Annotated in this window: 20 protein-coding genes and 1 pseudogene; 5 read left to right on the forward strand and 16 right to left on the reverse strand. The window is 47.0% G+C overall.

The window, feature by feature from the left end; translation table 11 throughout:
- Positions 1–100 precede the first annotated feature (100 nt).
- On the reverse strand, positions 101–3,622 hold the full coding sequence (locus P364_RS0103145) for an S-layer homology domain-containing protein (protein ID WP_024628704.1): 3,522 nt from the start codon (positions 3,620–3,622) through the stop codon (positions 101–103).
- Between the two features lie 588 nt (positions 3,623–4,210).
- On the opposite strand from P364_RS0103145, the pseudogene P364_RS38655 reads away from it, so the two are divergent.
- Positions 4,211–5,436 (forward strand): annotated as a pseudogene (locus P364_RS38655) (DJ-1/PfpI family protein); the annotation flags it as partial.
- A 388-nt stretch (positions 5,437–5,824) separates the two neighbouring features.
- Here P364_RS38655 and P364_RS0103155 read toward each other — a convergent pair.
- Together P364_RS0103155 and P364_RS0103160 are read right to left on the reverse strand one after the other, a co-directional pair.
- Positions 5,825–6,172, reverse strand: coding sequence for a winged helix-turn-helix transcriptional regulator (locus tag P364_RS0103155; RefSeq protein ID WP_024628709.1), 348 nt, complete (start codon positions 6,170–6,172; stop codon positions 5,825–5,827).
- Positions 6,173–6,331: 159 nt separating this feature from the next.
- The gene (locus P364_RS0103160; protein WP_024628710.1) at positions 6,332–7,078 is read right to left on the reverse strand and encodes an SDR family NAD(P)-dependent oxidoreductase; all 747 of its coding nucleotides are present in this window, start codon (positions 7,076–7,078) and stop codon (positions 6,332–6,334) included.
- A gap of 685 nt (positions 7,079–7,763) precedes the next feature.
- Here P364_RS0103160 and P364_RS0103165 point away from each other — a divergent pair.
- On the forward strand, positions 7,764–8,105 hold the full coding sequence (locus P364_RS0103165) for a hypothetical protein (protein ID WP_024628711.1): 342 nt from the start codon (positions 7,764–7,766) through the stop codon (positions 8,103–8,105).
- Positions 8,106–8,117: 12 nt separating this feature from the next.
- On the opposite strand, the gene P364_RS0103170 is transcribed toward P364_RS0103165, so the two are convergent.
- Positions 8,118–8,576, reverse strand: a complete 459-nt coding sequence (locus P364_RS0103170) for a MarR family winged helix-turn-helix transcriptional regulator (RefSeq protein WP_024628712.1) — start codon at positions 8,574–8,576, stop codon at positions 8,118–8,120.
- A 134-nt stretch (positions 8,577–8,710) separates the two neighbouring features.
- On the opposite strand from P364_RS0103170, the gene P364_RS0103175 reads away from it, so the two are divergent.
- The gene (locus P364_RS0103175) at positions 8,711–9,589 is read left to right on the forward strand and encodes an SDR family NAD(P)-dependent oxidoreductase (RefSeq protein WP_024628713.1); all 879 of its coding nucleotides are present in this window, start codon (positions 8,711–8,713) and stop codon (positions 9,587–9,589) included.
- Between the two features lie 63 nt (positions 9,590–9,652).
- Here the strand turns inward: P364_RS0103175 and pstB are convergent, their stop codons facing one another.
- The 7 genes from pstB to P364_RS0103210 form a co-directional block, all read right to left on the reverse strand.
- The gene (pstB, locus tag P364_RS0103180; protein WP_024628714.1) at positions 9,653–10,408 is read right to left on the reverse strand and encodes a phosphate ABC transporter ATP-binding protein PstB; all 756 of its coding nucleotides are present in this window, start codon (positions 10,406–10,408) and stop codon (positions 9,653–9,655) included.
- A gap of 141 nt (positions 10,409–10,549) precedes the next feature.
- The gene (gene pstA / locus P364_RS0103185; RefSeq protein ID WP_024628715.1) at positions 10,550–11,458 is read right to left on the reverse strand and encodes a phosphate ABC transporter permease PstA; all 909 of its coding nucleotides are present in this window, start codon (positions 11,456–11,458) and stop codon (positions 10,550–10,552) included.
- A complete protein-coding gene (gene pstC / locus P364_RS0103190) occupies positions 11,455–12,423 on the reverse strand; it encodes a phosphate ABC transporter permease subunit PstC (protein WP_024628716.1) in 969 nt (322 codons plus the stop codon). The genes pstA and pstC overlap by 4 nt, the downstream gene beginning before the upstream one ends.
- Before the next feature lie 106 nt (positions 12,424–12,529).
- The gene (locus tag P364_RS0103195; protein WP_024628717.1) at positions 12,530–13,393 is read right to left on the reverse strand and encodes a phosphate ABC transporter substrate-binding protein; all 864 of its coding nucleotides are present in this window, start codon (positions 13,391–13,393) and stop codon (positions 12,530–12,532) included.
- A gap of 54 nt (positions 13,394–13,447) precedes the next feature.
- Complete coding sequence (locus tag P364_RS0103200) at positions 13,448–14,842, reverse strand: stalk domain-containing protein (protein ID WP_024634548.1); 1,395 nt, start codon at positions 14,840–14,842, stop codon at positions 13,448–13,450.
- 281 nt (positions 14,843–15,123) lie between these two features.
- Positions 15,124–15,990, reverse strand: coding sequence for an aldo/keto reductase (locus tag P364_RS0103205; protein ID WP_024628719.1), 867 nt, complete (start codon positions 15,988–15,990; stop codon positions 15,124–15,126).
- A 74-nt stretch (positions 15,991–16,064) separates the two neighbouring features.
- Positions 16,065–16,496 (reverse strand): RrF2 family transcriptional regulator, encoded by a 432-nt coding sequence (locus tag P364_RS0103210; protein WP_024628720.1) that lies wholly within the window; start codon positions 16,494–16,496, stop codon positions 16,065–16,067.
- A gap of 339 nt (positions 16,497–16,835) precedes the next feature.
- Between P364_RS0103210 and P364_RS0103215 the strand changes: the two genes are divergently transcribed.
- Together P364_RS0103215 and P364_RS0103220 are read left to right on the forward strand one after the other, a co-directional pair.
- Complete coding sequence (locus tag P364_RS0103215; protein ID WP_024628721.1) at positions 16,836–17,114, forward strand: CD3324 family protein; 279 nt, start codon at positions 16,836–16,838, stop codon at positions 17,112–17,114.
- An 87-nt stretch (positions 17,115–17,201) separates the two neighbouring features.
- Positions 17,202–17,945 carry an MBL fold metallo-hydrolase gene (locus P364_RS0103220; RefSeq protein WP_024628722.1) on the forward strand — a complete coding sequence of 248 codons (744 nt, stop codon included), beginning with the start codon at positions 17,202–17,204 and terminating at the stop codon, positions 17,943–17,945.
- An 83-nt stretch (positions 17,946–18,028) separates the two neighbouring features.
- Here the strand turns inward: P364_RS0103220 and P364_RS0103225 are convergent, their stop codons facing one another.
- The 5 genes from P364_RS0103225 to P364_RS0103245 form a co-directional block, all read right to left on the reverse strand.
- Complete coding sequence (locus tag P364_RS0103225) at positions 18,029–18,907, reverse strand: AraC family transcriptional regulator (protein WP_024628723.1); 879 nt, start codon at positions 18,905–18,907, stop codon at positions 18,029–18,031.
- A gap of 36 nt (positions 18,908–18,943) precedes the next feature.
- Positions 18,944–19,771, reverse strand: coding sequence for a sugar phosphate isomerase/epimerase family protein (locus P364_RS0103230; protein ID WP_024628724.1), 828 nt, complete (start codon positions 19,769–19,771; stop codon positions 18,944–18,946).
- 12 nt (positions 19,772–19,783) lie between these two features.
- Positions 19,784–20,791 carry a zinc-dependent alcohol dehydrogenase gene (locus tag P364_RS0103235; protein ID WP_024628725.1) on the reverse strand — a complete coding sequence of 336 codons (1,008 nt, stop codon included), beginning with the start codon at positions 20,789–20,791 and terminating at the stop codon, positions 19,784–19,786.
- Positions 20,792–21,115: 324 nt separating this feature from the next.
- Complete coding sequence (locus P364_RS0103240) at positions 21,116–23,773, reverse strand: endo-beta-N-acetylglucosaminidase (protein ID WP_024628726.1); 2,658 nt, start codon at positions 23,771–23,773, stop codon at positions 21,116–21,118.
- Between the two features lie 97 nt (positions 23,774–23,870).
- Positions 23,871–25,370, reverse strand: coding sequence for an ABC transporter substrate-binding protein (locus tag P364_RS0103245; RefSeq protein ID WP_024628727.1), 1,500 nt, complete (start codon positions 25,368–25,370; stop codon positions 23,871–23,873).
- Positions 25,371–25,405: the final 35 nt, after the last annotated feature.

Here is a 25,405-nt window from a genome sequence, read left to right on the forward strand (position 1 = left end):
TAAATAATCATTTATTTGAAATATTTGAGTTAACTATAAAATAAACAAAGGCCATCCCTTTCAGGATGACCTTTGCTTTATTTCATTAAATATTGTGTTTTTACACGTGAAGCGCCAACAGCAGCTTATAGATCATTGCCGCGGCTTCCGCACGGGTCGTCATATTTCCCGCACGAACCGTATTGTCGGTATATCCGTTCACAATCTTGGCCTGAACGGCTGTATTCAGTGCTTCCTGCGCCCAAGACGGCGTTTGCGTCGCATCAGTGAAGCTTGGTTTTACAGTATCTCCACTCGCTCCCGACTGTGCATCAGTACTTAACTTCAGCGCATTCGCCATCATCACAGCCATCTCGGCACGAGTAATCGTCTGATTAGGCTTGAACGTGTTGTCTCCATAGCCCTTCACGATTCCGGCTTGTACGGCTGCGGCGATGTCGCTCTTCGCCCAGTCTGGCAGATTGCTTTGGTCTGCAAATGTCGTATCCGACAGCACAGACTTCAAGGCCAGTGCCTTACTGATCAACGTAACAAACTCTGCCCGTGTAATCTTTTTGGATGGTTGGAATGTACCATCTGTGTACCCTTGGATTGCGTCCATACCAATCAAACGATCTGCATATTCAGATGCCCAGTGTCCGTTCAGATCGGACAGATTGGCTGGTACGTAACTGGATACTACGAAGGTTCCCAGATGATTCACATTCGTCGTTACCGATCCTGCTGCGTCTGTCTTCCCGCCGACAAATACCCAGCTCTGACGAGCTTCATTATAATAATAGATCGCTGGCTGTGTTCCTTGAGGCAGTTTGGAAGCGTCATATTGCAAGCTAAGTGCTGCCTGCTCATTCAATGTCCGTCCGCCTGTGCGGCTGATTTGTACCGCTTGACTCAGTACGTTCAGCGAAGCTGCATTCTGCAATTGGTCCTTGGCTACGACAGATAGCTGCAACGTATCTTTTTCTCCAATGGCTCCAGCCGGAGCGTTGAATTGCACGACGTCTTTGAGACCCGTTTGTACAGGTTGATTCGCTCCTACCTCTACTTTCACTTCAGTAGATGAATCTGACCCCGTATCCGGGTTGGTTGGTGTGGTTGGAACGGTAGGCGTTGTTGGCACACTTGGTGTGCTTCCTCCAGAATTCCCGCCTGAGTTGCCCCCATTGCCACCGCCATTGCCCGAACGGGCTTGCACGGTAACCGTACGTGTGACTTCCTGTGCAGCATTTCCCGCAATATCTTTTACGTTATAACGAAGGGTGTAGATCCCCGCTGCTTGTGTGTTCACTGTTCCGGCAATCTGCACGGAACCACTGATTCCCACATTATCGGCAGCCTGTGCTCCAGGCTCGTTATACGTATCTCCCACCGTTAATGTCATCTGGCTGCTGCCTTGCAGGGTGATGACAGGGATTTCGCGGTCTATTTTGACCACCAAAGGTAAAGTATACGTTTCGTTCAAATCGTCTGTCGCTCTGAATAACAACTTATGCTCTCCAGCCTCGGTTATCTCCAAAGGTGTATTCTCCGTATACGGCTCATACGTCTGACCTCCATCAAGAGACAGCTCGATCGTCGCCGAAGTGGCTGGCGCGTATACTGCACTGGTTACACTAACCGTTACGGACTGGTTTGTCCATGTATCCGCGTGATACGGCTGTCCGTCAGCGGTGGTCATGTTGCTTTTCAATACAAGCACCTGATTGTTGGTACCTTCCACAATGACGTTAAACGTCTTCGTGTCGCTCATGCTTCCACGTTGTACCGTTGCTGTCAATTCCAGTCGCTCATTATTCTCAGGCTGTGTAAGAAGTTTCCCCTGTGCATCCATCAATTCCGGGTTGGAGCTGGACCAGCTAATCGTGGCTCCATGTTTCCCTTCAACAGGAAGGGTAAGGTCGGAAGTGACCGCGTTCAGATCGCCCAGGTCAATCGCTTGAAGCGTATCCGTTACCGCTTGTGCATCACTGTAAGGTGCAGCACTCACGAAGATCGGATTGGAGTAGAACCACAGATCGCGATAGTTCTGATCATTGATCTCGTTGAAGCGAGTCTCTGCATCAGCTGTTGTGATTTTGGGATCAAGCTGCGGTTCACCGTTTACGGTCTCACCAATAACGTCCATTCCCAGATTCGTACCGCGCAGGCGGTAATATTTATCCTGGTCTGTGGCTTTGATCTTGTACGTGATGACATTGTAACCTTCGGCATCTGTTGTCCAATCGTTGGACGTGAAGGTTGCCAGCACTTTAGTAGAGTCGTTGGTGTCTTTGGAATAGGCAGCAGTGCCCTTCTCCGCCTTGCCCGTCACATCTCCCGCGATGAGATCTACGTGATCGACCACCGGAATTTGTCCAGCGGACGTGCCGCTGTTGATTGGTTTTTCATAGTTGTTGCTCGTGGTTGGACTCTTGAAACGGATTTTTAGTTCCACTTCGTCGCCTTGGGTCACACCCAGATCTCCGCCCATTTCAGCCTGAGTGCCCGCGCCGGAAGCCGTGAAGTCCAGTGCGTTAATCAGATCACCGAATACGGAAAATGATTTCCCCGAACGCAGTCCTTCCAGCACGGCTTGCATTCCTGTACCCTCAACCCACGAATAGGTCTTGGCATATTCGCCCGGAAAATAACCGCTGGAATTCGTGTCAATCGTCTTGAAATGGTAATCCGAATTGCCATAGTTCCAGAAGTGACGCCCTTCTCCCAACAATGCATCCCACAGACCGCCCACCTTGGCGACCATATAGTCCACACCACCGTATGTACGGTATTTGTATCCATCATCTGCGGTCGGATTGGCTACGTTGTAGCTCGTGTTATACCCGCCGCGATCTGGTTCCATCTGGTTGCCCAGCATACCTTCGATACCAAAAACGACTTGTGGAGCCAGATCGTTGAACTCCCGGAAGTCAGCGATAGTATATTTGTTTTTGCCCCGTGAAGGGTGATTGATCATTGCATAACTCGTCGTTGGATACTTGGTTGCCAGCCAATGGATAGCAGCCAGTGCATCCTGATGGGTCGTATAGGCACGTCCCCCTGTCATATCCCAATTGGCTACGTCAGTTGGATCGAACAGATTCGCTGCGCGATTCGTAAAACGATATTCAAATTCATTCGCAGCTTCCAGCGCTTCGGTTGAATTCGGCTCATCCGTGAGAATCCCCACCCCAACGTGTTCATGCGTCGGCATGTCCCATTCGAAACCGGAGAAGATCGTTTTGCCAGCGTATTTCCCTGCTTCCTGAAGCGCTTTGATCTGTGGCACCTGATATTCGTTCATCCCCTGGGACATCGGAATCGATCCGCCTGGAATGTCTACTCCGTTGTGATCCCGCTTGGATAACCGCAAATGATCCGTAAGCGCGATCCAGTCCAGACCATACTTCGTCAGTCCCGCGTCGAGTACATTTTCCAGCGAATTCTGCGCATCATCGGACTCAAACGTATGTACGTGCAAATCTCCCGTTTGCCATGACCCTGCTGCCGAGCTGTTGGTCGGCGTGTTATCTCCCGCATCCGCATAAGTTACTGGAGCAGGGAAAGCTCCCATTACAAGGCCCGTAGCCAGTGGTATAAGCGTAAGCATAGCGAGCATTTTCTTTCCCTTATTGTTGAACAAGATCTTCCCACCACCGTTCTGAGTTATTGTGTCGGAGTAAATATAAGAGACTTTGGGGGCAAGGTCAACGCAATGAAAGCGCCTATTAAAAATTTGACATATATCTGCGTGGCTTTACATTTCGTTAACGATGTCTTTTGTTTTGTATATGAAGATTATGCTCAGTCTTACTCCATATTAAGGTCTTGAAATGTGCTAGAGAGAAGTTGCAAGGGGGTGAAGAAAAATTCAGAATTTGTTCACCATTCAGGGAATTTACACCACTGCTAGGGGACGATTAGGAAGATAACTGACTGGCGTATACATACTGTCCGAGGACAAGAACTTGTACCGATTAACGCGTCCTTTATACAATCATTCATCCCAATAGAGAAAGACCGAAATCATCAAATTGAAAAACCTTTAGCACGGCGGAATATGAATGTAGCCCTATCGGGTCTTGATTATAAAAGGGAATAGACCAAAGTCCAGTACTCCCCTCCTGCGGTAGCCAAGTCCCCCACCCGACCGCAGTCAGGTGTGTAGTTGATTCTGAATTGGTATATTTTTTGAGGTAATGATTTTAAATTTGGGAAGGGGAACTGGTAAGTGAAAGTTGTACTACGAATCTTGATGTATGTCCTCGTTTTTATCATCATTGTGGGAGGGGCAGGCGCCGTCGGTTTCACCCATACAACGAATGCTGGAATGTCGCTCTATAACAAGAATACTCCTGCATTGGATCATGTAAAGATACCTACATATGATGCTGACAAACCAACCGTAGCTGTTTTGCTGGCAAACGAGGTAACAGAAGTTTTTGATTTTCTTGTCCCGTACGAAATGTTTGCCCTAACGGGAGCTTACAATGTGTTCAGCGTGGCACCTGATCACAAGATTAAATCTTAACCGGAGGACTGGATGTTGTCCCGCATTATTCGTTTGCTGATATGGACCTGATGCTTGGCAAAAGTCCAGATATTATCGTCATACCGTTTATGCCTATTTTAGATGAGAAGAAATATGCACCAGTCCGTGAATGGATCCGCAAGCATTCGAGTGATAAAACCATTCTTCTTTCTATATGTAACGGCGCGGAAAATTTGGCGGATACCGGCTTGCTGAACGGAAAAATGGCTGCGACTCACTGGGGAGATATCAATCGTCTAATCAAAAATTATCCTGAGATTCAGTGGGTGAATGAAAGATCAGCGTTATGTTTCCCAAGGTAATATCATCTCCTCTGCCGGCCTTACATCGGGAATTGACGCGACCCTTCACGTGATTTCCCAGCAGTTGGGCGAGGCAGCTGCGAAGAAAGTGGCAAGTGAAATTAATTATCCCTCTTATCATTATGTAACACAGCCTAAAATGGAACCATTCACGGCAGGGTTGAGTGATATCACGTATATTTTAAATCAAGCTTATCAATGGAAGAAGGACAAAGCAGGGGTACTGCTATATCCAGGTGCAGATGAATTAGATTTGTCCGCTGCCTTACCTATGCCGCTTCTGGAACGACGACTACATTAACTGTGTCTCGTGAAAATAAACCGATTGTAACCAAGCACGGCCTGAATTTGGTTGCACGTTATCAGATGGAAGAGGTCCCCGCATTATCAAAGATGATTATCGTCGGTACTCAAGCCGAGTCTGTAGCTGCTGAAGATATCCATCAATGGAAAAAAACGAGTAATAGTGCAAATATGCTTTTCTTACACAGGGATGCGCAAGGGAGGTTTGCAATGGACCCTGCATTTGAGGATTTGTCCAAGCAAGAAGATGTATTAACAGCAAAATTTGCTGCCAAGCGACTCGAATATGGCGCTACCGACATATCGAATGAACTCTATAGCGGAACCATCTGTTCAATCCGGAATGAAACAGGCTATTACATTGAATGTCTTATATTGATGTCCACCTATTTGCGGCACCTCGGATTCCACCTACTGGTTATGACCATTCTAACGTATACATAAATTCCTAGTAAAATGAGGAAAATTCTTCGCCTTAGTGAACTCCCAGCGCCTGTATATATTGCTGCGAAGTTGGTCAATCTACTTATCCACATTTTCGAGAGATTCTATGGTTTTCGGCTAAGCTCTCTAATCTCTACGTTAGTCATATTTCTCTACATGACTTCTACTCTCATTTACACATCTTATTTCAGATAGAGTGGGGAAACCGGGCACACAAGCGCCTCATTAATCTGCTCCGAGAGACTTAATCTAGATACAAAATCTCAATCTCGCCCGGAGCGTAGGATTGCCCTGCGTAGTTCCCCCCCCAATCACAAAGCGATCTCAAAATGGGTTCAAGTGATTGACCCAGTTCCGTTGTTGAATATTCCACCTTAGGCGGTACTTGATTGTACATTTTTCTGCGAATTAATCCGTCTGTTTCCAGTTCCCGAAGTGTTTGAATCAGCATCTTTTGCGATATATTATTAACGAGTCTCTTAAGCTCCCCGGTCCGTTTAGGTCCTTTTATTAAATAGTACAGAACAAGCCCCTTCCACTTTCCTCCGATAACCTCTAGTGTAACTTCCAGTTCACAGTAAAAAGTTTTCATATCAATGCACCATCTCCCAACCTGAGAATATCCCCTTCATGTATCGCTTAATCCTTCAAGAATCACTGAAGGGAAAATTGTACGTTACATGGAGGGGATAATGCAAGCGCGTTAAGTTTATTTATAAATCTTTGTCGTTTAATAATTATTATGTCCTGGTTAAACTTGAGCCACTCCGCCATCTACGAATAATTCAACGCCGTTCATATAACTGCTTTCATCAGAGGCTAGGAACATGACCGCATTTGAGATCTCTTCAACCTGTCCGACTCTGCCGAGCGGAATATCATTTTTTGCCTGTTCCAGGAAATAATCTAGTTTGGAGCCAAATAACTCATCATACGCCGGCGTTACGATTGTTCCCGGACTAATGATGTTCATACGAAGTTCGGTCCCTTTCATATCAAGAATCCAGCTGCGGACGAGCTGTCTGATCGCTGCCTTTGAGGCACCATAGATACTAAACGCTGGCATCCCCGTCGAGCCGGCAGTGGATCCCGTTAGTATAATCGAACCTTTTTTATTTGGAAACAAAGGTAATGCCTTTTGTACTGTAAAGATGGTTCCTTTCACGTTGACATCGAAAGTCTTGTAGTATTGTGCTTCTGTAATTTCTCCTAATGGAAGCAATGACCCTAGTCCGGCATTTGCAAAGAGAATGTCCAAGTGTCCCTTCTCTCGCTCTACTGTTTCGAACAATTTATCTAGATCTTCTGACTTTGATATGTCACCTGGAACGCCTGTAACATTCTTACCGATCTGCTTTACTGCTTCATCCAGTTCACGTTGTCTGCGTCCCGTGATAAAAACATAAGCCCCTTCTTGTACGAACTGCTGTGCCGACGCGAGACCGATACCGCTTGTACCTCCGGTTATAACTGCTACTTTTCCGTCAAATTTCCCCATTCTATAACACTCCTATTATAAATTTTTATATTGTATAGGATGCTCTGTCCACCTCATGAACTTCCTATGAACGATAGTATGGAGGAAAAGTTACAAGAAAAACAGTACCCACTTTTTAGTGATATAGTCACCAAAAAGTAATAATTGAGGCGGCACAAGCGTTTGTTTTATCCGCCTAGTAGATGGAAGTAAACTCCGTTAAGTTTGATATGGTATATATTCTTTTAATTTCTGTCGGAATTTTCTACCTCTACAAGTCACCTATTAGTTGTTATTTCTTTCCAATATGGCTAATGTAGTTCATAAAGCAGGTACTCTGGGTTTGACTGGGTTTTGATTTAGCTTTTACATGTTTACTTCTGTGAAGCGAGAGTTAACGGGTTGTGAAATGTGGGCATTCTCCAAAGGGACAATAACCAACGGCAAATTCACGGGGGCTACGCATCTAATCGACTACGATAAGTCAGTGAATTATTCCAAATAGATCCTGAAGGATGATATCGTTCTGAAGGAGGGCTCCATAACCTCTGCCACTTTTGATAAAGATCGCAAGAAAATTCTTAATGAATTCCTTCAAGCGATCAAACCTTATTCAGCCAAACTCAATAACGTATCCGACGAGATCATGTCATTAAAAGACATGAACTAAGTAAGGATTGATTCCTAATTAGTGGAGGTTACACCAATGAGAAAAAGACGATGGATTGTGAGCATTGTTATCTTAGGTAGTATTTTATTACTAAGCGAATTAGTCATGTGGTGCACAGGGAAAGTTGGGATTCTCAACACAACGAAAAGAGTCATTGCAGGTGCACCCCATGTCGTTGTTCAAGGACAAACGTTATCTTTCCAAGGAAAGATTAATTTTGAGAACATCCAAAGTGTCGAGGGATATTCGACAAGTGATGAAGGGACGGCCTTATATAAAGCGATAGGGACCCCCGTCCCACCACCCTGGATTTATGTAAGAAAAGAAAACACTACTTTTTTCCGATATAAGCTTCCAAAGCTTCCTTGGAAACTATGATGATACCCCTCACTAACCATCCAACCCGTTAAACTGCCGAAGCATGGTGGTGAAACGCTCCAGTTCCTCTTCATTCCATCTCGATATGCGTTCATAAAAGGCGGACTCCTTCTCCTTGAGCGCACTCACCGTCGATTGTTGACCATGCTCCGTCAAAGACAACAAAACACCGCGCCGATCTTCGGGGTCCGGCTCCTTGCTTACATACCCTGCCTTCTCAAGTTGTTTAATCAAACGGCTTACCGAACTGCGGTCCATTGCAGTTGCTTCTGCCAAAGTTGCTGCGCTTGTAGGACCGTAAGAATACAACCACCGCACCAAATGAAAAGCGGCAGGCTGCATAGTCGCATCAAAACGCTCGGCAGAGCGAACATTTAGCGCATGCGAAGCACTAATTAGCGCATGGATCTGCTCACCAAGTGCCAGTTCCAGGGTTTCTCTGGCTTTTGTTTTGACTGGATTTTCACTCATTATTGTGGTTCCCCTCTCCTTTATACAGCAAAACAGGATTTGAATATATAGTTGACAAATATCAATTAATATTTATAGTTGATTTATGTCCATTATATATTTCAACCCTATTCGTGTCAAAAGGAGACCTCATTATGAAAACAACTCAACCCATTATTGTCATCACCGGAGCAACAAGCGGCTTAGGTCAGCTTGCTGCTATGGAACTCGCGAAACGCGGTGCACACCTTGTACTCACAGCCCGAAGCGAAGAACGCGCCGAGACCACCAGAAACAAAATCAGGGAAATTGCGCCATCCGCCAAGACCCACTTTTTCTTTGGAGATTTGTCCTTACTGAGCGATGTAAAACGTATGGGGCATGAAATTGCAGCCGCTTATCCGCGTATCGATGTACTTTTGAATAATGCGGGTCTTCATGCTTTTGAACAAAGAGTCACTTCCGAAGGGTTTGCCGAGATGATCGCCGTGAACTATTTAGCTCCTTGGCTGCTAACGCACACATTGCATACGACTCTGGTTCAGGCAGGTCACGCCCGAGTCGTCAATGTAGCATCTGAAGCCTCACGGAATCATGGTAAGTTGTTGCTCCCCGATGACTTGACGGATACCAATCCCTTTACTGCACGCGGCTCCTCCGCCATCTATGGCAAAACCAAACTGCTCAATATTATGTTTACTGGCGAGCTTGCCCGTCAATGGGATGGAACTGGAATTCGAGTGAATGCTTTGAATCCAGGTTTTAATGTTACGGGTCTTGGACGAGAGTTGTGGTTTGCGAGTGTGCTTGAGCACATTCTAATGTTTTTGCATATCGGCGACCCACGGCGGGGTGCGGATATCATGACTCGTTTGGCAGTGGAATCGGAATATAGTGAAGTTTCGGGAGGATATTTCAATGTTGGAAGCGGGGCATCCATTACTCCTGTGTATCCTGGCGGAGATGCTGGAATGCAAATCAAGCTGTGGAAGGTTACGACACAATTACTGAAGCAACGTGGTCTGTTGGAATAATCGAAAAGAAAAAAAGCCTTTCAGATCATGCCTGAAAGACCTCCACCTCTTGCCGATTCACAATCAACCAAATCGGCCACTAATATAGTCCTGCGTACGCGAATCAACGGGCTCGGCGAACATGTCTTGGGTAGCGGAGTATTCCACGACCTCCCCATTCAGGAAAAACACCGTCTGCTGGGAAACCCGGGCTGCTTGCTGCATATTGTGCGTAACCATCACGATGGTATAGCGTTCCTTCAATTCATGCGTCAGTTCCTCAATTTTGAACGTCGAGACGGGATCAAGCGATGCGGTAGCTTCATCCATCAGCAGAATGTCCGGCTCGACCGCGAGTGCACGTGCGATGCAGAGGCGCTGCTGCTGCCCTCCGGACAGGCTTAGCGCTGAACGCTTCAGGTTATCCTTCACTTCGTCCCACAGGACAGCGGATCGAAGGCTCTGCTCCACAATTTCATCCAGCTTCTTTTTGCCATGAATACCGTGCTGTTTTGGGCCAAAGGCTACATTTTCATAGATGGATTTCGGAAAAGGATTCGGTTGTTGAAACACCATTCCGATTTTCTTGCGTAAGGATTCCACGTGCACTTCACCATTGTAGATATCCGTTCCGCCCACAGCCACCTTACCTTCGATCCGTGTTCCAGGGATCCGGTCATTCATGCGGTTGAGTGTACGCAGCAGCGTGGATTTCCCACACCCGGACGGCCCGATAAAAGCGGTAATAGCCCGCTCCGGGATTTCAATGGAAACATTCTTAAGCGCTTGAAACTCGCCGTAATATAAATTCAGTTTGTTGATTTCAATGATTGGCTGCACAACGTGCCCTCCCAGTGTTGAATTAGAATATATTGCTGGATGAATACGGTGAGCTCCATAAGATTCTTATATTCTGTTGGTGTGATGCGTCTATTGAATGCGATGCACCCACCCGATAGTCTGATCCGTACGCCTCTCGTCTTAAACCTGTGTTTTGCGTGCATTCAGCCAAAGTGGCACACGGAACAAAATATTAATGAGCAAGGCCACAAAAATCAGCACTGCCGTAGCCTTCTGGGCAATTTCTTCCGCATCCGGTACAATCGCTTCCGATTGGATATACCATAGATGCACAGCCAGGGTTCCTCCCGGCGACAACAGATTAAAGTCCCACATCTCCCCGGAAGTCGATACCCCCGCAGTCAAAATGATGACGGCACTCTCTCCGAATGCTCGACCAGCGGTCAGGCAGATGCCTGTCATGATTCCGTTCAGGGCTACAGGCAGCAATACATGGCGGATGGTCTGAAGATGCGTTGAGCCTAACGCAAACGATCCATTACGAAGTTCAACCGGAACCGCCTTGATCGATTCCTCCGTCACTCTTGTGAGCACAGGCAGATTCAGGAAGGCAAGACTGACCGCTGCGCCCAGAATCGTAAGGCCAATCTCAAAATACTCGACAAACAGCGCAATCCCAAACAATCCGAAGATGATGGAGGGCACCGAAGACAGACCCTCCACGCAAATTCTCACGATCTCCATGAGCTTGTTGTTTGGCGCAAATTCTGCCAGATAGATTCCGGCTGCCATACCAATCGGAATGGAGATGAGCAGGGAGAGAATCAACACATAGAACGAGTTGAACAGCGCCGGGCCAATTCCGCCCCCTTCTTCAATCTCGCTCGGCACCCCGTACAGGAAATCCCAGCTCAGCAAAGGCAGCCCCTTTTCCAGAAGCAAGAACAACAATCCGACGATGAATAAAATGACGATAATGCCTATACCCCATACCAAACCTGTAAAAAGCTTGTCCATGAACATGGAACTGCTCCGCCGTTTGGCAAATGAATAGGTGGGGACCGGAGTTGCCTGCTTTTTTATACTCATGAGAAGTGTCCCCCTTTCTTCTGAAGCATTCTCACTGCTACGATCATCAGGATGGAAATCGCGAGCAGGATAAAGCCCATCATGTACAGGCCATGATTCCAGGTCGAATCGAATTCCACACTAGAGATCTGCATGACAATATTACTGGTCAGCACTGCAGTGGGCGTGAACAGACTGTTTGCAAGCTGTGCCGTATTCCCGATAACCATTACTACAGCCATCGTCTCCCCAATGGCGCGGGTCATTCCGAGAATGACAGCATACATGATCCCGCTTCTCGCCGCAGGCAGAACCACACGGATTACAGTTTGAAACCGGTTGGCACCGAGTGCATATGCAGCGTCCCGGTACTTGTTCGGTACAGCGGATATGGCATCATCACTGATCCGGCTGATTGTGGGAAGCACCATGATCGTAAGAACGATGGACGCCGCAAGTAAACCGTCCGCCAGATCATGTCCACTGAGATTCCGGAGCCAGGGAATGAGGATTGTCAGTCCCAAGAAACCGTACACCACGGAAGGGATACCAACCAGCAAATCCAGGACAGGACGCAGCGTTTGGCGAAGCCATTTCGGCGTCATTTCGGCCAAAAACACGGCAATAATGACAGAGATCGGAACGGCAAACAGCATGGTAAGACCGGTCAAGGCCAGCGTTCCCAAGATAAAGATCAGTGCCCCGTAATGTTCATTTTCCGGGTCCCAGTTGGTGGAGAAGAAGAACTCGGTCAGTGAAACGTCCGCAAAGGTGAGCACGCCTGTGCGAAGCATAAGAACCAGAATGCATAACAGGACCAGGCAAACAAACAGTGTACTGCCGATGCAAACCATACGAAACAGTTTGTTGGACCACCTTAGACGGGCCTTGCGGTCGAACCTTGTGCCCGAACCGGGAGCCTTGCCAAGGCTTGAGTCGAGCTCACTTGGAGCAGCGCTGTTCGTGGATGGATTCAAATCGATCATGAAGGACTCTTCCTTTCACATAGAGAAGCCAGCTTGGCGACCGTGCGCAGAAGCTGGCTATCCCTTTCCTTATGAAATACACAAATGGCGAACGTTCGCAGCCTTGTTATTTAACGGCAGCAAGCGGAATGAATTTCAGCTTTTTCAGAGAACCGTTCTGGAACTTGCTGCTTTGGATATACTCGATGAACGCTTTAGTTGCTCCTGTAGGTTGACCTTTGGTCATGTAATATCCAATGCCCCATACTTTATATGTTTTGTTCAGGACGTTTTTCTCAGTTGGTGCTACACCATTGATCGATACAGCCTTCATTTTGCTAGTTACATAAGGAAGGTCAATATAACCAATCGCATTAGGTGTCGTTTCAATCGTGGTTTTCATATCACCGCTGGAGCCAACCTCTTTGTAGTTGTCGCCTTTGCTCATAAAGTCCTTACCATCCAGTGCTTTTTGTTGGAAGTTAACTCGTGTGCCGGAACCAAACTTACGGTTAACCACAACGATGTTGGCATCCGATCCGCCAACTTCCTTCCAGTTTGTCACTTTGCCGGAGAAGATGTCCTGCAGTTGTTTGGTTGTCAAATTGCTTACACCCACATTGCTGTTCACAACAGCCGTGAACACTGTTACAGCTACCGGGTTGGCTACCAAGCCATCAAATTTCTTGAAGCCAGGTACATCTTTGGATGCATCCCAGTCCACAGCACCAATGTCCGCGATCCCTTTACGAACGGATTGAGGACCTGTGATGGAACCTGCTGCGGAAGCGGAGATTTTGACTTTTGGATTATCTTTCTTGAATTCACTGGCAGCCTGAAGCGTGAGCGGAAGCAGCGCTGAGGAACCGTTAATGACAATTTTGCCTTTCTCTGTGCTCTTGGCAGCAGATGCCGTCGTTGCGCCACCAAGTCCACCAATTAGAGATACAGCCATAAGCATTGCTGTGAAGGGCTTGATCCATTTTTTCATGTTAATTAAACTCCTCTCGAATTAAAAAGCTTTAATGTTACTTCATGTCAAACATTACTTCGTAACAGCTCTCCAGCTGCCACCAGCTTGTACCAGAACTCGGCCGTTCTCCACCACAGAGATTTGCGATCCGGCAAGGGAAATGGAAGATACATCGGAAGATACGGTGTACAGCTTGGTTTGTTTGCCAGTTACCGGGTCAATCGAAAGGATCACACTATTGCTGTCATCCTGGGCCGCCAGTACATACAAGATGCCACCCGACAGAATCGCTTGCTCTACATCGTACTCGGCATACACTGGAGTGGACTTTTGAGATGAATCCACAGACAGCAATGATGCTTTACCGTCTTCCGAAGGTACACTCACGTAGTAGGCTTTTTGGCCGTCAGCAGACCATACAAATACCTTGTCGTCTGTTGATGTTGTGAGCTTCACAGCCTCTGGTTTTGCATCTCCTGTGTTATACGAAAATATTTGCTGTTGATTTGCTGAAAAATCGATGGACACATTGTCCTCATCCACATTGGTTGCATCGGACGTTACCTTACCCAGTGTTGTAACGGTGTAGATGAATTTTTGGCCGTCCGCAGAAACATTCAGGTTTTCCTTGTAGTCCACCTTGTCTTCGACCAATTTCGTTATCGCGCCATCTGCCAGATTCAGCTTAGCAATGACGGACCCTTTATCCCCTTGCATGAAGTAGATTGCATTCCCGTCAGCAGACCATACCAACTCAGGCTTGATGCTGTCGTCGCTTGTGATCAGTTTCGAAGCCTTCGTCTTCAGATCGATAACGTATACGGCTCCTTCCGCATTCGTATATGCCGCTTGTTCCCCGCTCGGGGACACCACGAGATCCGATCCGCCATCAGTCGTTAACAACAGATCGTATTGACCACTTGTCGTATTTACAAGATAATCGGTTCTTCCGTTATCATCGCTCCTGGAGACGATCAGCTTGTCAGCTCCAGCAAAACGTGGATTCTCCACACCGTCGATGAGTGCCACCGTGCTGACTTCAAGCTGCCCGCCTCTCATTACGATGGTTCCGCCTACGCTGGTTACCAAGGGACGAAGGGCAATATAACTTGTACCACCAATGATGGTAACCGGTTGATTCAGATTCACCTTGACGTCATCTACCACGATTTGTTTGCTATTGTTTTGGAGCGTTACGTTGTGATCATTCAACTTGATCATTGTCGTTCCACTATTCACTTCTGCTTGCGCGCCAATGGCTTTGATCACATCACGAAGTGACACAAGTGTCTCGCCATGTTGAACGATGGAACGAACCACGACGCTGTTACCGTTTATTGTAAGCGTGGAATTTTGCACCTGAGCTGCATTAGCCGCAGGTTTCACTGCAGGAGCAGCCGATACTGCACTGACTACAGAAGTACCTAACACTGTGGCTACCATGGACACTACTAACGCCTTTTTCATTGACATTGGCTCTTGTCACCCTTCTCTTATCCATTTAATTTGTCTTGTTTTGTCGTGCCCTGCTGTCTGGTATTCTGCATGTATCGTCTTTATGAGAGCTTGTCCGGCTCATCCCCCCAAACTTCCACGTTCATAGTAAAAATGACCTATCACGATTGTAATTATAGGAGTGATATGTAATCGGGAAATCCTGGAATTGTTAACGAATTGTCAATGTTTTCATCACAAAAAAAAAGAGTCACTGGAAGTTGATCCACGACTCTCTTTTTGGGCTTATTTTCCTAGATAAAAAGTTTCATCAATTTATTATAGATCGGATTTACAATATAACCCGTCGGATGGATCGAGTATCTCTTCCCCGTATTCAGACGGCTGATCTTCTCCATTTCTTCCGTGGACAGCTCAAAATCAAAGATCTCACTATTCTCTCTGATCCGCTTTGGTTTGGATGATTTGGGAATCAGGATGACGCCCCGTTCCAGATGCCAACGCAAAATGACTTGAGCCACTGTCTTGCGATGATGATCAGCGATTTCCTTCAATACAGGATGCTGCAACAATACCTTGTTCCCCTGCCCCAACGGACCCCACGCCTCATGCAAAATCTGATATTTGTCCATATAGGCTCGTAATTCGTTCTGCGGAAACTCCGGGTGGGTCTCAATCTGGTTAATCATCGGAAAGATTTTCGCGTGCTTCCTTAATTCCTCCAGATGCTGAATCTCAAAGTTCGCGACCCCGATGACTCTGATCTTGCCTTCCTCATATAATTCCTCCATGGCTTTCCACGTTTCGATATACTTGGGCGAGGCAAAATGGATTAAGTACATATCGAGGTAATCGACACCCAGCTTGTTTATCGTTTCCTGGAAAGCTTTCTTGGTCGCTTCATAGCCATGATCCGTATTCCAGACTTTCGACGTGATAAAAAATTGCTCGCGCGGGATCTGACTATGCCGAATCTCTGCCCCCAGCGCTTTCTCATTCCCATAGATGCGGGCGGTATCAAAATGTCGGTACCCGACCTGAATGGCCTCGCGAATCGCTGTTGTAAATTCTGCTTCTTTCGTTATTTTGTAAACCCCGAAACCCAATTGGGGGATGGGAACCCCGTTTTTGGCTTCAACCACTGTTGTATGCAAATTCATTTTGACTGCTCCTCTCATAATAAAAAGAAATATACTAGATATATATTATATCTAGTTAAACCCAAAAAAAGAGGTTAACCCTTTTTCTCTTCATCGAACAGATCGGTTAACCGTATGTCTTTTAAATAATTCTGCATGGCGATCTCCGCGCCTTCCAGATGATGAAGGACCTTTTGCTTCACGTCGTCCACGTCTTGTCCTTGGAGTGTTACATCGGTATGAACTTTAAACAAGGCTTTGCCGGGTTCAACAGCGAGAAAGACATCCAACAACGTCACTTCAGATAAAGGCTTTGCCAGCAATATGCCACCCTTGGCCCCTTCTTTTGCCATTGTCAGATTGGCATTGTTCAGGTTTCGAATGACTTTCACCGTCGTTGGTACGGGAATATTTAATTGCTCCGAAATCAACTTGGTGGACAAATAGTTATAACAGTTCTCCTCCGATAGAGCGTGAATATAGAGCAAAATCGAAATTCCTTGAGATAAGGCTGTAGAGTATGCCATTTCATTCATCCTAACTATTTGTTTTCTGAATATACTATATATCTCTTATATTTAGTTGTCAACCACAAACCATCTCCACAGCAAGATCAAGAAACATTCGGTTGACTGTCCCCCTCCAGTGTAATACAATGCCAATTTCAACTGTATGTCACGTTCACGTCCATATGCACATCATCCTGAACTAAAGAAAGGAGCTGACGGGATGGTTCGAATCGATGCATCCGGCTCTGGGCAGAGCATTCTTTCCATATTTGCCTGGAGCCTTTTCGAACAGCATTGAAGGTAAGAGCTTTGCCCTTCTATATATCCATTACGTTATATAGATAGGAGCAAAATCAGATGAAATACAAAAATGCCGCGTATGTACTGCCACCAGAACTGGTGCAGCACATTCAACAATATATTCAGGGAACCTATTTGTATATCCCGGTACAGGAAGAATCTAAGAAACCATGGGGAGCATGTTCCGGTTCGAGAGTCATGTTGCGAAAACGCAATAAGGCGATTGCTGAGGCTCATCAATCTGGAATTTCTGTTCGTCTTCTGGCACAGCAGTATTACCTGACAGAGCGCAGTATCCGCCGTATCCTGCTTCAGCATAAACGCGGGCAATATTAATACTGCATCATGTATGTCCTTGCTCGTTGTTAATAGCATACGGTAATCTGTTTCTGAAGGATCCAAATCAGGAGGTGCCTTTACTTCATGAGTTTATACGTTAAACCACTAACTATCGAATTTGAATACAACGGGATGCCGCAGGTGATTACACCTGCCCTGATTGGTGATCAACAGCATACCTTTCTGGTAGATTGCGGGTACGCCGGCTTCATTCCACATATTGAAAAAGCATTGAATAGACTTGAGTTGTCGTTGTCCAATCTGACTGGCTTAATCATTACCCATCATGACCTGGATCATGTAGGCTCTCTCGCAGAGATCAAGCGAACCCATCCCCATATCCGGATTATCGCGCATGAACAGGAAGCTCCATATATTAATGGCACGAAAACCTCATTGCGGCTGGAGCAAGCGCTAGCAACACTTTGCCTTTTGCCCGAAAAAGAGCAGCTCGCAGCGAAGGAATTCATCTGTACGTTGGAAAGAATTGAGCCAAGTCCGGTTGATCAGACGGTTCATGATTGTGAGCTACTGCCATGGTGTGAAGGCATGGAAATTATACACACACCCGGTCATACACCAGGGCATATATCCATTTATCTTCCCTCCAGTCGCACTCTGATCGCTGGTGATGCAGTGGTCATTGAGAACAATGGGGAGCTCGGAATCGCCAATCCCCAGCATACACTGGACCTGAAAGAAGCGGTTCGTTCTGTTCAACGTTTACTTGGATATGAGATCGATACGCTCATTTGCTACCATGGGGGTTATTTTCAAGGGGATGTTCGAAGTGCGCTTCAACGTCTACATCAATCCTATGCCCCGTGAAACACCAATGGCCCATACTTGATGTATGGGCCATTTTTTATGATCATCATTGCTGTCATACGGGTGTATGAACTTTACTGAGTTTACTCTACCCTCGATTTCATCGCTGCATATTTACTTGGCGTTATGCCTACAGCAGCCTTGAAAGACCGACTGAACAGATGAATACTCGAAAAGCCAACCTCCTCGGCTATCCGGGTTAAATTATGTGTTCCTTCTATAATTCTTTTCTGGGATTGCTCTATTCTGATATGTGTCACATATTTGTGAAGGGTAATCCCCAGCTTGCTTTTGAACAAATACGATAAATGGTTCGTCGATACACCGACATGTCTACTGATGGCAGTATTATTTAATTGAGGGTCGGCGTAGCATTCATGAATATAACGAATCGACTTTTCAATGAATGCCCACCCCTTGGTCATGTTCCCCTCTTGGTCCTGATCTTCGGATTGATTTTTGAAAAACAGATGCAGCAATTCCAAACATATGGATTTCGTGATTAACGAAGATCCTCCCCGCTGCTCCTGAAACTCCTTATGCATAAGCGCAAATCTCTTTTTCCATTCGATTCGATCGGCTAACTGCAAATGAGAGATGTGGCGTATGGAAGCCAGCTTCATTTCCCTATCGGCCATATCGGGTCTTTCAATATGAGTAGCACTCGTGTTCTTCAATAAACTTCGCTCTTCCTCATAATACAGATCAAAATGAAAAATATACTGAATCAATGGCTGCGTGGAGGTGGACCGAATGATATGAGACATGAATGGATGCATCAGTACCATATCGCCTTCTTGGACCAGGTATTTCACACCACTCAAGAAGAACTCCGCTTCCCCTTGTTCAATATATGTATACACATGATCGTGGTCTATCCATTCCCCTGCCAAAGAAAATGATTCCGTCATTCTCGCCGCCCTTACGAATGGCGAAATGCTATTCATCCATGGCTCATACACATGTGATCCCCCCAACTGCCTTCTCAATGATCCGGTTTATATTTCGGCAAACACGCTATCGAAGCTTGCTTTGGACTTGGCAAATAATTCACTTGAATCGAGGGTTGGCGTTGGTGCCAGCACCTCTTGAGATACGACGCCTGTGTAACCAATCGCCTTCAGGTTTTTTAAGAACCCCGGCAGATCGATTACTCCCTCTCCAGGGTATAAACGCTCATAATCCAGCAATTCTTCAATGGGTAGATCATAGGCATCATTAATATGGACATGAACAACTTGTTCCTTCTTAAGATTCAACACTTCTTCAATCGCTAAACCGTTCGTATGCCAATGGTAGGAATCCACTAACAAACCTACATTGGGAGCATGGATCGTTTCGATCCAGTCCAGCGTATCCCCCACACTCCAAATAAATGGATTCTTCCATTGAGTTCGCAGATGATGGCAACCAACAAACTCCAATCCCAGTCGAATTCCATATGCGTCCAGAATATCTGCACACAGTCTCAATCGTTTGGTAGCTGCCGCCATAAACGATGCTGCTGGCTGATCCGTGGAAGGTAAAATATAGGTACAGCAGCTGTAACAGTTCAACGAAGCAGCGGCTTCTGCCATTTGAACCAGAGATTGAAGTCCTTCGCGGAATTGTTCATCTGTGGTTCTCCAGTCTACGGTCAGATCGGATGAACCGATGATTACCTGATTGCTTTCCAACAGATGTTTGGCCTGTTCCTTGCCAACCTCTTCAATGAATGAGAGCGGATTCAAATCTACAGACTGAAATCCGTATTTTGCAGCATTCGTAATATATTGTTCATTGGACTCGATGTTCCCCAAGCCTGCTCTTGTTAACCCTCTAATCATTCCAATCTCCTCCTAGGACCAGTCAAACAATACACCGTTATATTGGTCTTTATTTATTCTTAGGCCTTCGTATGCTTCTTGCGCTTGATCCGGCTTCATCACATGACTGATCAATGGCTCGATATGCAGCTTGTTCTTTAACATCAGTTCAAATACAATGTTCGAATTTCTCACCAGGGAATGCTTAACGAATTCGTTCGGTTCCACCGGGAAGCGCCATTCATGTGCCCCCTTAAACGTAATGCAGCCTCGTCCATACAGGTGGCAATAATTCAATATATCGGTGACATCCGTGTTATATTCGCCTCGTGGACTGCCCAGGAAAATAATCTCCCCCAGCTTTGCGATCCACTCCAGACTTTGGACACCTACACTGGGCACACCCGTCGCCTCAATGTGAGTGGAGACCCCTATTCCATTCGTTATAGCATGTATCTTTTCTTTTACTTTATCTTCTCCGTCATGAAGCGTATAGTCAACCCCACATGCCTGAGCTGTTCGGATTCGTTCCGGTGACAGGTCCACACCAATCACCGTTGCACCTTGCAGGCGCGCCAATTGAGCAGCCAAATTCCCTACCAATCCGAGCCCCGTCACGCCGACAATATCCCCAAGTTCAATATTGGATACACGAACCGAGGTGAACGCCACTGTTGCCATGCGCGTGAAGGGAACCCACTTCAAATCCAGCTTTTCAGGTACCTTGATGAAAACGTGCTCTGTGGATACCACTTGATATTCAGCATGTTGACCATAATGGAACACAGCGTCCCCGGGCTGAACATGGACTACACCCTGCCCCACCTTGATCACTTCACTTACACTCGCATACCCCGGACATACGGGAAGCTTGGCCCACTCTTCTTTTCCCGATAACATCGCCAGCTCCGTTCCTGGACTGATAAGGGAATAGATCAATTTTACCAATACTTCCTTCTCCCCTAAATCTGGCAAAATAAAGTCCTCTTCTACCGTCTCCACTTGCAGCGGACGAGTAAACATGATCTTTCTATTCTTCATCACCCTCACTCCCTTCTTATCATTTTAACTACAATATAAGACTTTTCATTAGCCATGTCTTTGATTGCAAAACCGATTTTTTATCTAAAACAACGATTTTAGAACCTTTGCAAGTGAATCCAGCATAAACGTAAAAAGACTCACAAGATCCAATGATCTGTGAGCCTCAAATTCAGTCATATTCAGCCGTGGTCTGATGCAGTGCGGCACACTCGTTAGACGACCGTCTACTTCAGTAATAGCCAGCCGTCATTGAAACGGTGTTGGTGGCATGGTTCCTTTTTTGCTAATATCACCGCTTCATTCATTACTTCTTAACTGCAACTACGGCTGCAACCCTCGAATCTCAAACTCATAGATTCGGGCTGCTGTATCGCCGCCCTGTGTTGGTTTCAGCACATTAAGCTTCACATAACGAGCCTTAACCAGCGCAATCGCGTCCGATGTTTCGGCTGCCGTGTTCCCCTGTACTTGAACTACATCGGACCAGTTCACGCCATCAGCACTGACCTGGATGGAATAGTCGCTCGTATTAAAACCGGACCACTCCCCACCACTCTCCGCATGCTTGATGACAAAACCACTGATCTGATGTTCTTTACCAAGATCAACCTGCAACCAATGTTGCTGATTCCCCAGTGCGCACCACTTGCTGTTGTCTGTCACCTTGCCGTCGATCGCCTTTCCTGCGCCTTCAGCAGGTCCGCAGGCATGGTCCGCAGTCGCCGTTTTGCCAAGTGCGACATTCTTGACCCCGGAAGCGCCCTTGCTGACGGTGATCAAAGCTTGCTTCGTTACCGTATCCTGCCCCGAGCTGTTGGTAGCTGTAAGTGTCACACGGTACGTGCCTTCCTTGTCATACGTTACCACTGGATTTTGCTCCGTGCTGACAGCCGGACTGCCATTCTCAAAAGTCCACGACCAGCCTTCCGTCACCTCGGAAGAGAGATCACTGAAATGCACTTGCTGGCCAGGTGTGATAAGTGTTGCATCGGCCTTGAATCCTGCTTCCGGCTTCGGATACGCTGGCCACTGGATGGTAACGCTGGCAGCCTGGCCGGGCTCATATTTTGCATTCACTGCCACGACTTTCAGTACAGTCGCCTGTTCCGCATTGATTCTCTTCATCTCAGGCACATAGAACACGTTATTCGCGGTTGCACCAACCCAAGTCTCTTTGCCGTCGGGCAGCACGCGGTAAATCTCATATTGTTGAACTTCCTCGTCCAACGCTTTCCATTGCAACCTGGCATCGCCGTAAATGCCCCCGCGGAAGTCGGATTGGATGACATTTAATTCTTGAACCGCTTCAAGTGGCTTCACTGGATTAGAATTGTTATGAATGGAGATCTGACCAATATGGATGTCATAATCCGATATGATTTCCTTGCTGTCAAAATACAAAGACAGTGCCACAATCCGTTTTCCTTTGTAAGGCGTCAGATTCAAGATGTCCGTCGTCCAACCCGATGCCTTTTTGTCTTTTACATCCAGAAAGACGAACTGGTCCGGATGGTCTGCAAAAGCTAGCCCAACCTTCATGCTCGGCTTGTTCTGCGTTTTGTACGTGATCGACAGCTTGGTAGCTGGCTCAATCTTCAGATCGGTTTGATACAACTTCAGATGGGTGGCATTTGCCGAACTTAGCGTACCCGCTACCTTCAGGGAACTGCCGCCATAGTAGGCATCCGACCAATCGAGAGAAGGCTTCAACGCCGTGCCCTTACTCTCTGCAAACCAGCGCCATGTCGGAAGTACATCCTGCAAACTGCGGTTATTCCATCCGGTCTCCCGCACCTGCGTGCCATCCACATAAAATTTCTCGCCACTGCCCGTATTGAAGCTAGTGGTGAATGGCAGCTGATCTATCGGCGATGATTCAACCACATTGTTCGCAATCCCTTTCCAAGCCTGGCTTGTCGCCGTATTGGCCGGGTTGCCGTTCTGTCCCACCCAGAACTTATTCTCACGGGCAAAGAAATCAGTCATGCTGTCCGCGCTGTTGAACGACCAGTCCGGCCGATAAATGCCGAGCGAAGTTACAGCCGATTTCCCCTCAGGAAACAGCGAATTCCATTTCAGACTGGTATCGTACCCTTTAGCTTCGACATCGATGCCTGCGAACAGTTCGAATGGTGATCTGCCCAGGCTTTTGGCTTTGGCAGCAGAACTGCCAAGGTCATTCCACCAGAAGTTCAGGAACATGCTTTCTGATACCTTTTTCCCGTTATCCTGCAGGAACATCGCGTTCCGGTCCGTCAGCGCATTCTGCCAGGAAATATTGCCTTCCCTCGTCATGGAATCATACCAGATGATCTCCATACCCGCGGGCTTATGATCCTGAAGATAACGGAGGAATGACTTCATCAACTGTGCGTCTGCTGCTGTTCCGCCCTCGGTCTCCTGGTTGATAAACCAGCCGTCAAAAGCGTAGTACTCAGCGACCTCGATCAGTTTATCCGCCGCCGGGAAGGAACCATCGCTGTTCTGCTGAAGCATTTGCTTCACCCACTCATATTTGCCACCGTACACGGATGGCGGGAAGAACACCGTACCCATGATAGGCACTCCGTTCCGGTGTGCCGCATCAATCGTATCAGCGCTTGGCGGCACAATAATGCCTTCTCCCGCCGAGCCGCCCCAATATACGAGCTTGTCGACATACTGCCAATAAGAGAACGTATTCGCAGAGAATGTATCCGAGCCCTGCGATGGAACGCCGCTGGTTCCCTGATTCAGCGCAGACAAGGCCATTACTTTCGGATCTTTCGTTGCATTCGGGTTAACACCGTCCCCCGTGAAACGGCTCTGGAGCGGAACAGTGCTCCGGTTGAAGGCCGCATCCGGGTCGGAAACCGGATTCCATTGGAGCAATTGCTCCGGCAACCAATACGATGAATACGGTTGCTTCGCCAAGGCCGCTGAGGAAAGAGCAGCGCATACCATTATAACCAATATGAGACTAGCACCAAGCTTTTTCATGCCGTACCCTCCAATCCAATTTGGCAATCCAATCAGGGTAAAAAGAAACGTCCGTCAAACCGGACAGACGTTTCCATGTCTACGTTATAATTCAGGCTTATTTTGGATTTGCAGCTTGCCATTCATCGTATTGCTTTTGCGCTTCTGCAATCACTTTATCCAGACCTGCCGCTTTCAACTTCTCGATCGCTTTCGGCAGATGCTCATCCGGGTCAACCGCACCCGTCATGATGGATGGGTAGAATTCCTTCACGATGGCGGAGATGGAAGCCACTTCCGTCTTCACCGGGTCCGGATTGAAGTTGAAGCCAAAGCTTGGAGCAACCTTCGCGGAATTGTTGAACTCCTTGAACGCTTCCCACTTATCAGCTGGATCTTCCTTGTGCATGTAGGTCAGGAACAGGTTACCCAAAGCAAAACCAGGCATCTGGAATCCGTCCTTCATCGCTGGCAGGTCCTCAATGACGTTATCCGAAATCTTTTTGTAATGTGTACCTTCAATGCCGTAGTTGATCAGGTTCCGCAGATACGGATCAGTATTCAGCAAGTTCAGGAACATCATGGCCCGTTCCGGGTTTTTGGAGTTCGCCGAAATCGCATGCATAGCGCCTGTTGCCGAGCCGGTGAAAATAACCGGATCCTGCATCGGTGTAGTCACGATATCATAGCCCGCGCTTCTGGACCATCCCAGTTCGGCGTAAGGCTGAGTCTGTTCACGGTCAACAAACCATTTACCCGTCTTGATGTTGTCGATGCCTTCCAATGTCGCTACATCCTTGCGCAGATAACCAGCCTGATAGTATTTGCGGATGGTTTTCAGTGAGCTCTTCAGCTCTTCGGATTCCAGCACATTAACGTATTTACTAGTGTCACCGTTCATGTTGATGCCGACTGGGAATTCGTCACCCAACAGGAAGTCGAATGCCAGATAAGGCTTAAAGCCCTTCGGAACAGCCAGCGGAGTGATGTCGGCCGGCTCATTGTCTTTGATTTGCTTCAGGTAAGGCTCCAGATCCTCTAATGTACGAATCTTGGTGATGTCCATGTTGTATTTATCCACGTACTGCTTGTTGAAGCGCCATACCCATTGTGAAGCCAGCTCTTTGTTAACTGGCACGGCATAGTTTTGACCACCGATCTGTGAGCCTGTAAGGAAGCGTGGATCAAGCTGCTCTTTAATGCCCTGACCGTATTTATCCAACAGATCATTGATTGGCAGGAACGCCCCTCTAGTAGCATTTGGCAGATAGTCATAAGCCCAGGAAGAGGTGAAAGCGATATCATAATTTTCGCCCGAAGCGGTAATAACCGGCATCCGTTTGGAATAATCACCCCAGTCAATCATCGTGATGTCGACGGTTGTATTTATTTTCTCCATTAAGTATTTGTTCATTTCTTCCTGTACCATTGGCAGATCGCGCTGTGGACCACCAATCAGATATACCTTGAGCTTCACTGTGTCCTTATCGCCGGATTCTCCCCCGGATGCCGCATTCCCGCTTGTATCATTGGTATTACTGCCACCGCAGCCTGCAAGCATCGTAGCAAAAGCAAGCATCAAAGCAGCCATGAACAGAGCGATTTTTCTTGTCTTCATGTGTATCCCCCTTATTAATGTTATTGTTACTGCCC

This window comes from Paenibacillus sp. MAEPY2, from assembly GCF_000499205.1.
Lineage (GTDB): Bacteria > Bacillota > Bacilli > Paenibacillales > Paenibacillaceae > Paenibacillus > Paenibacillus vandeheii.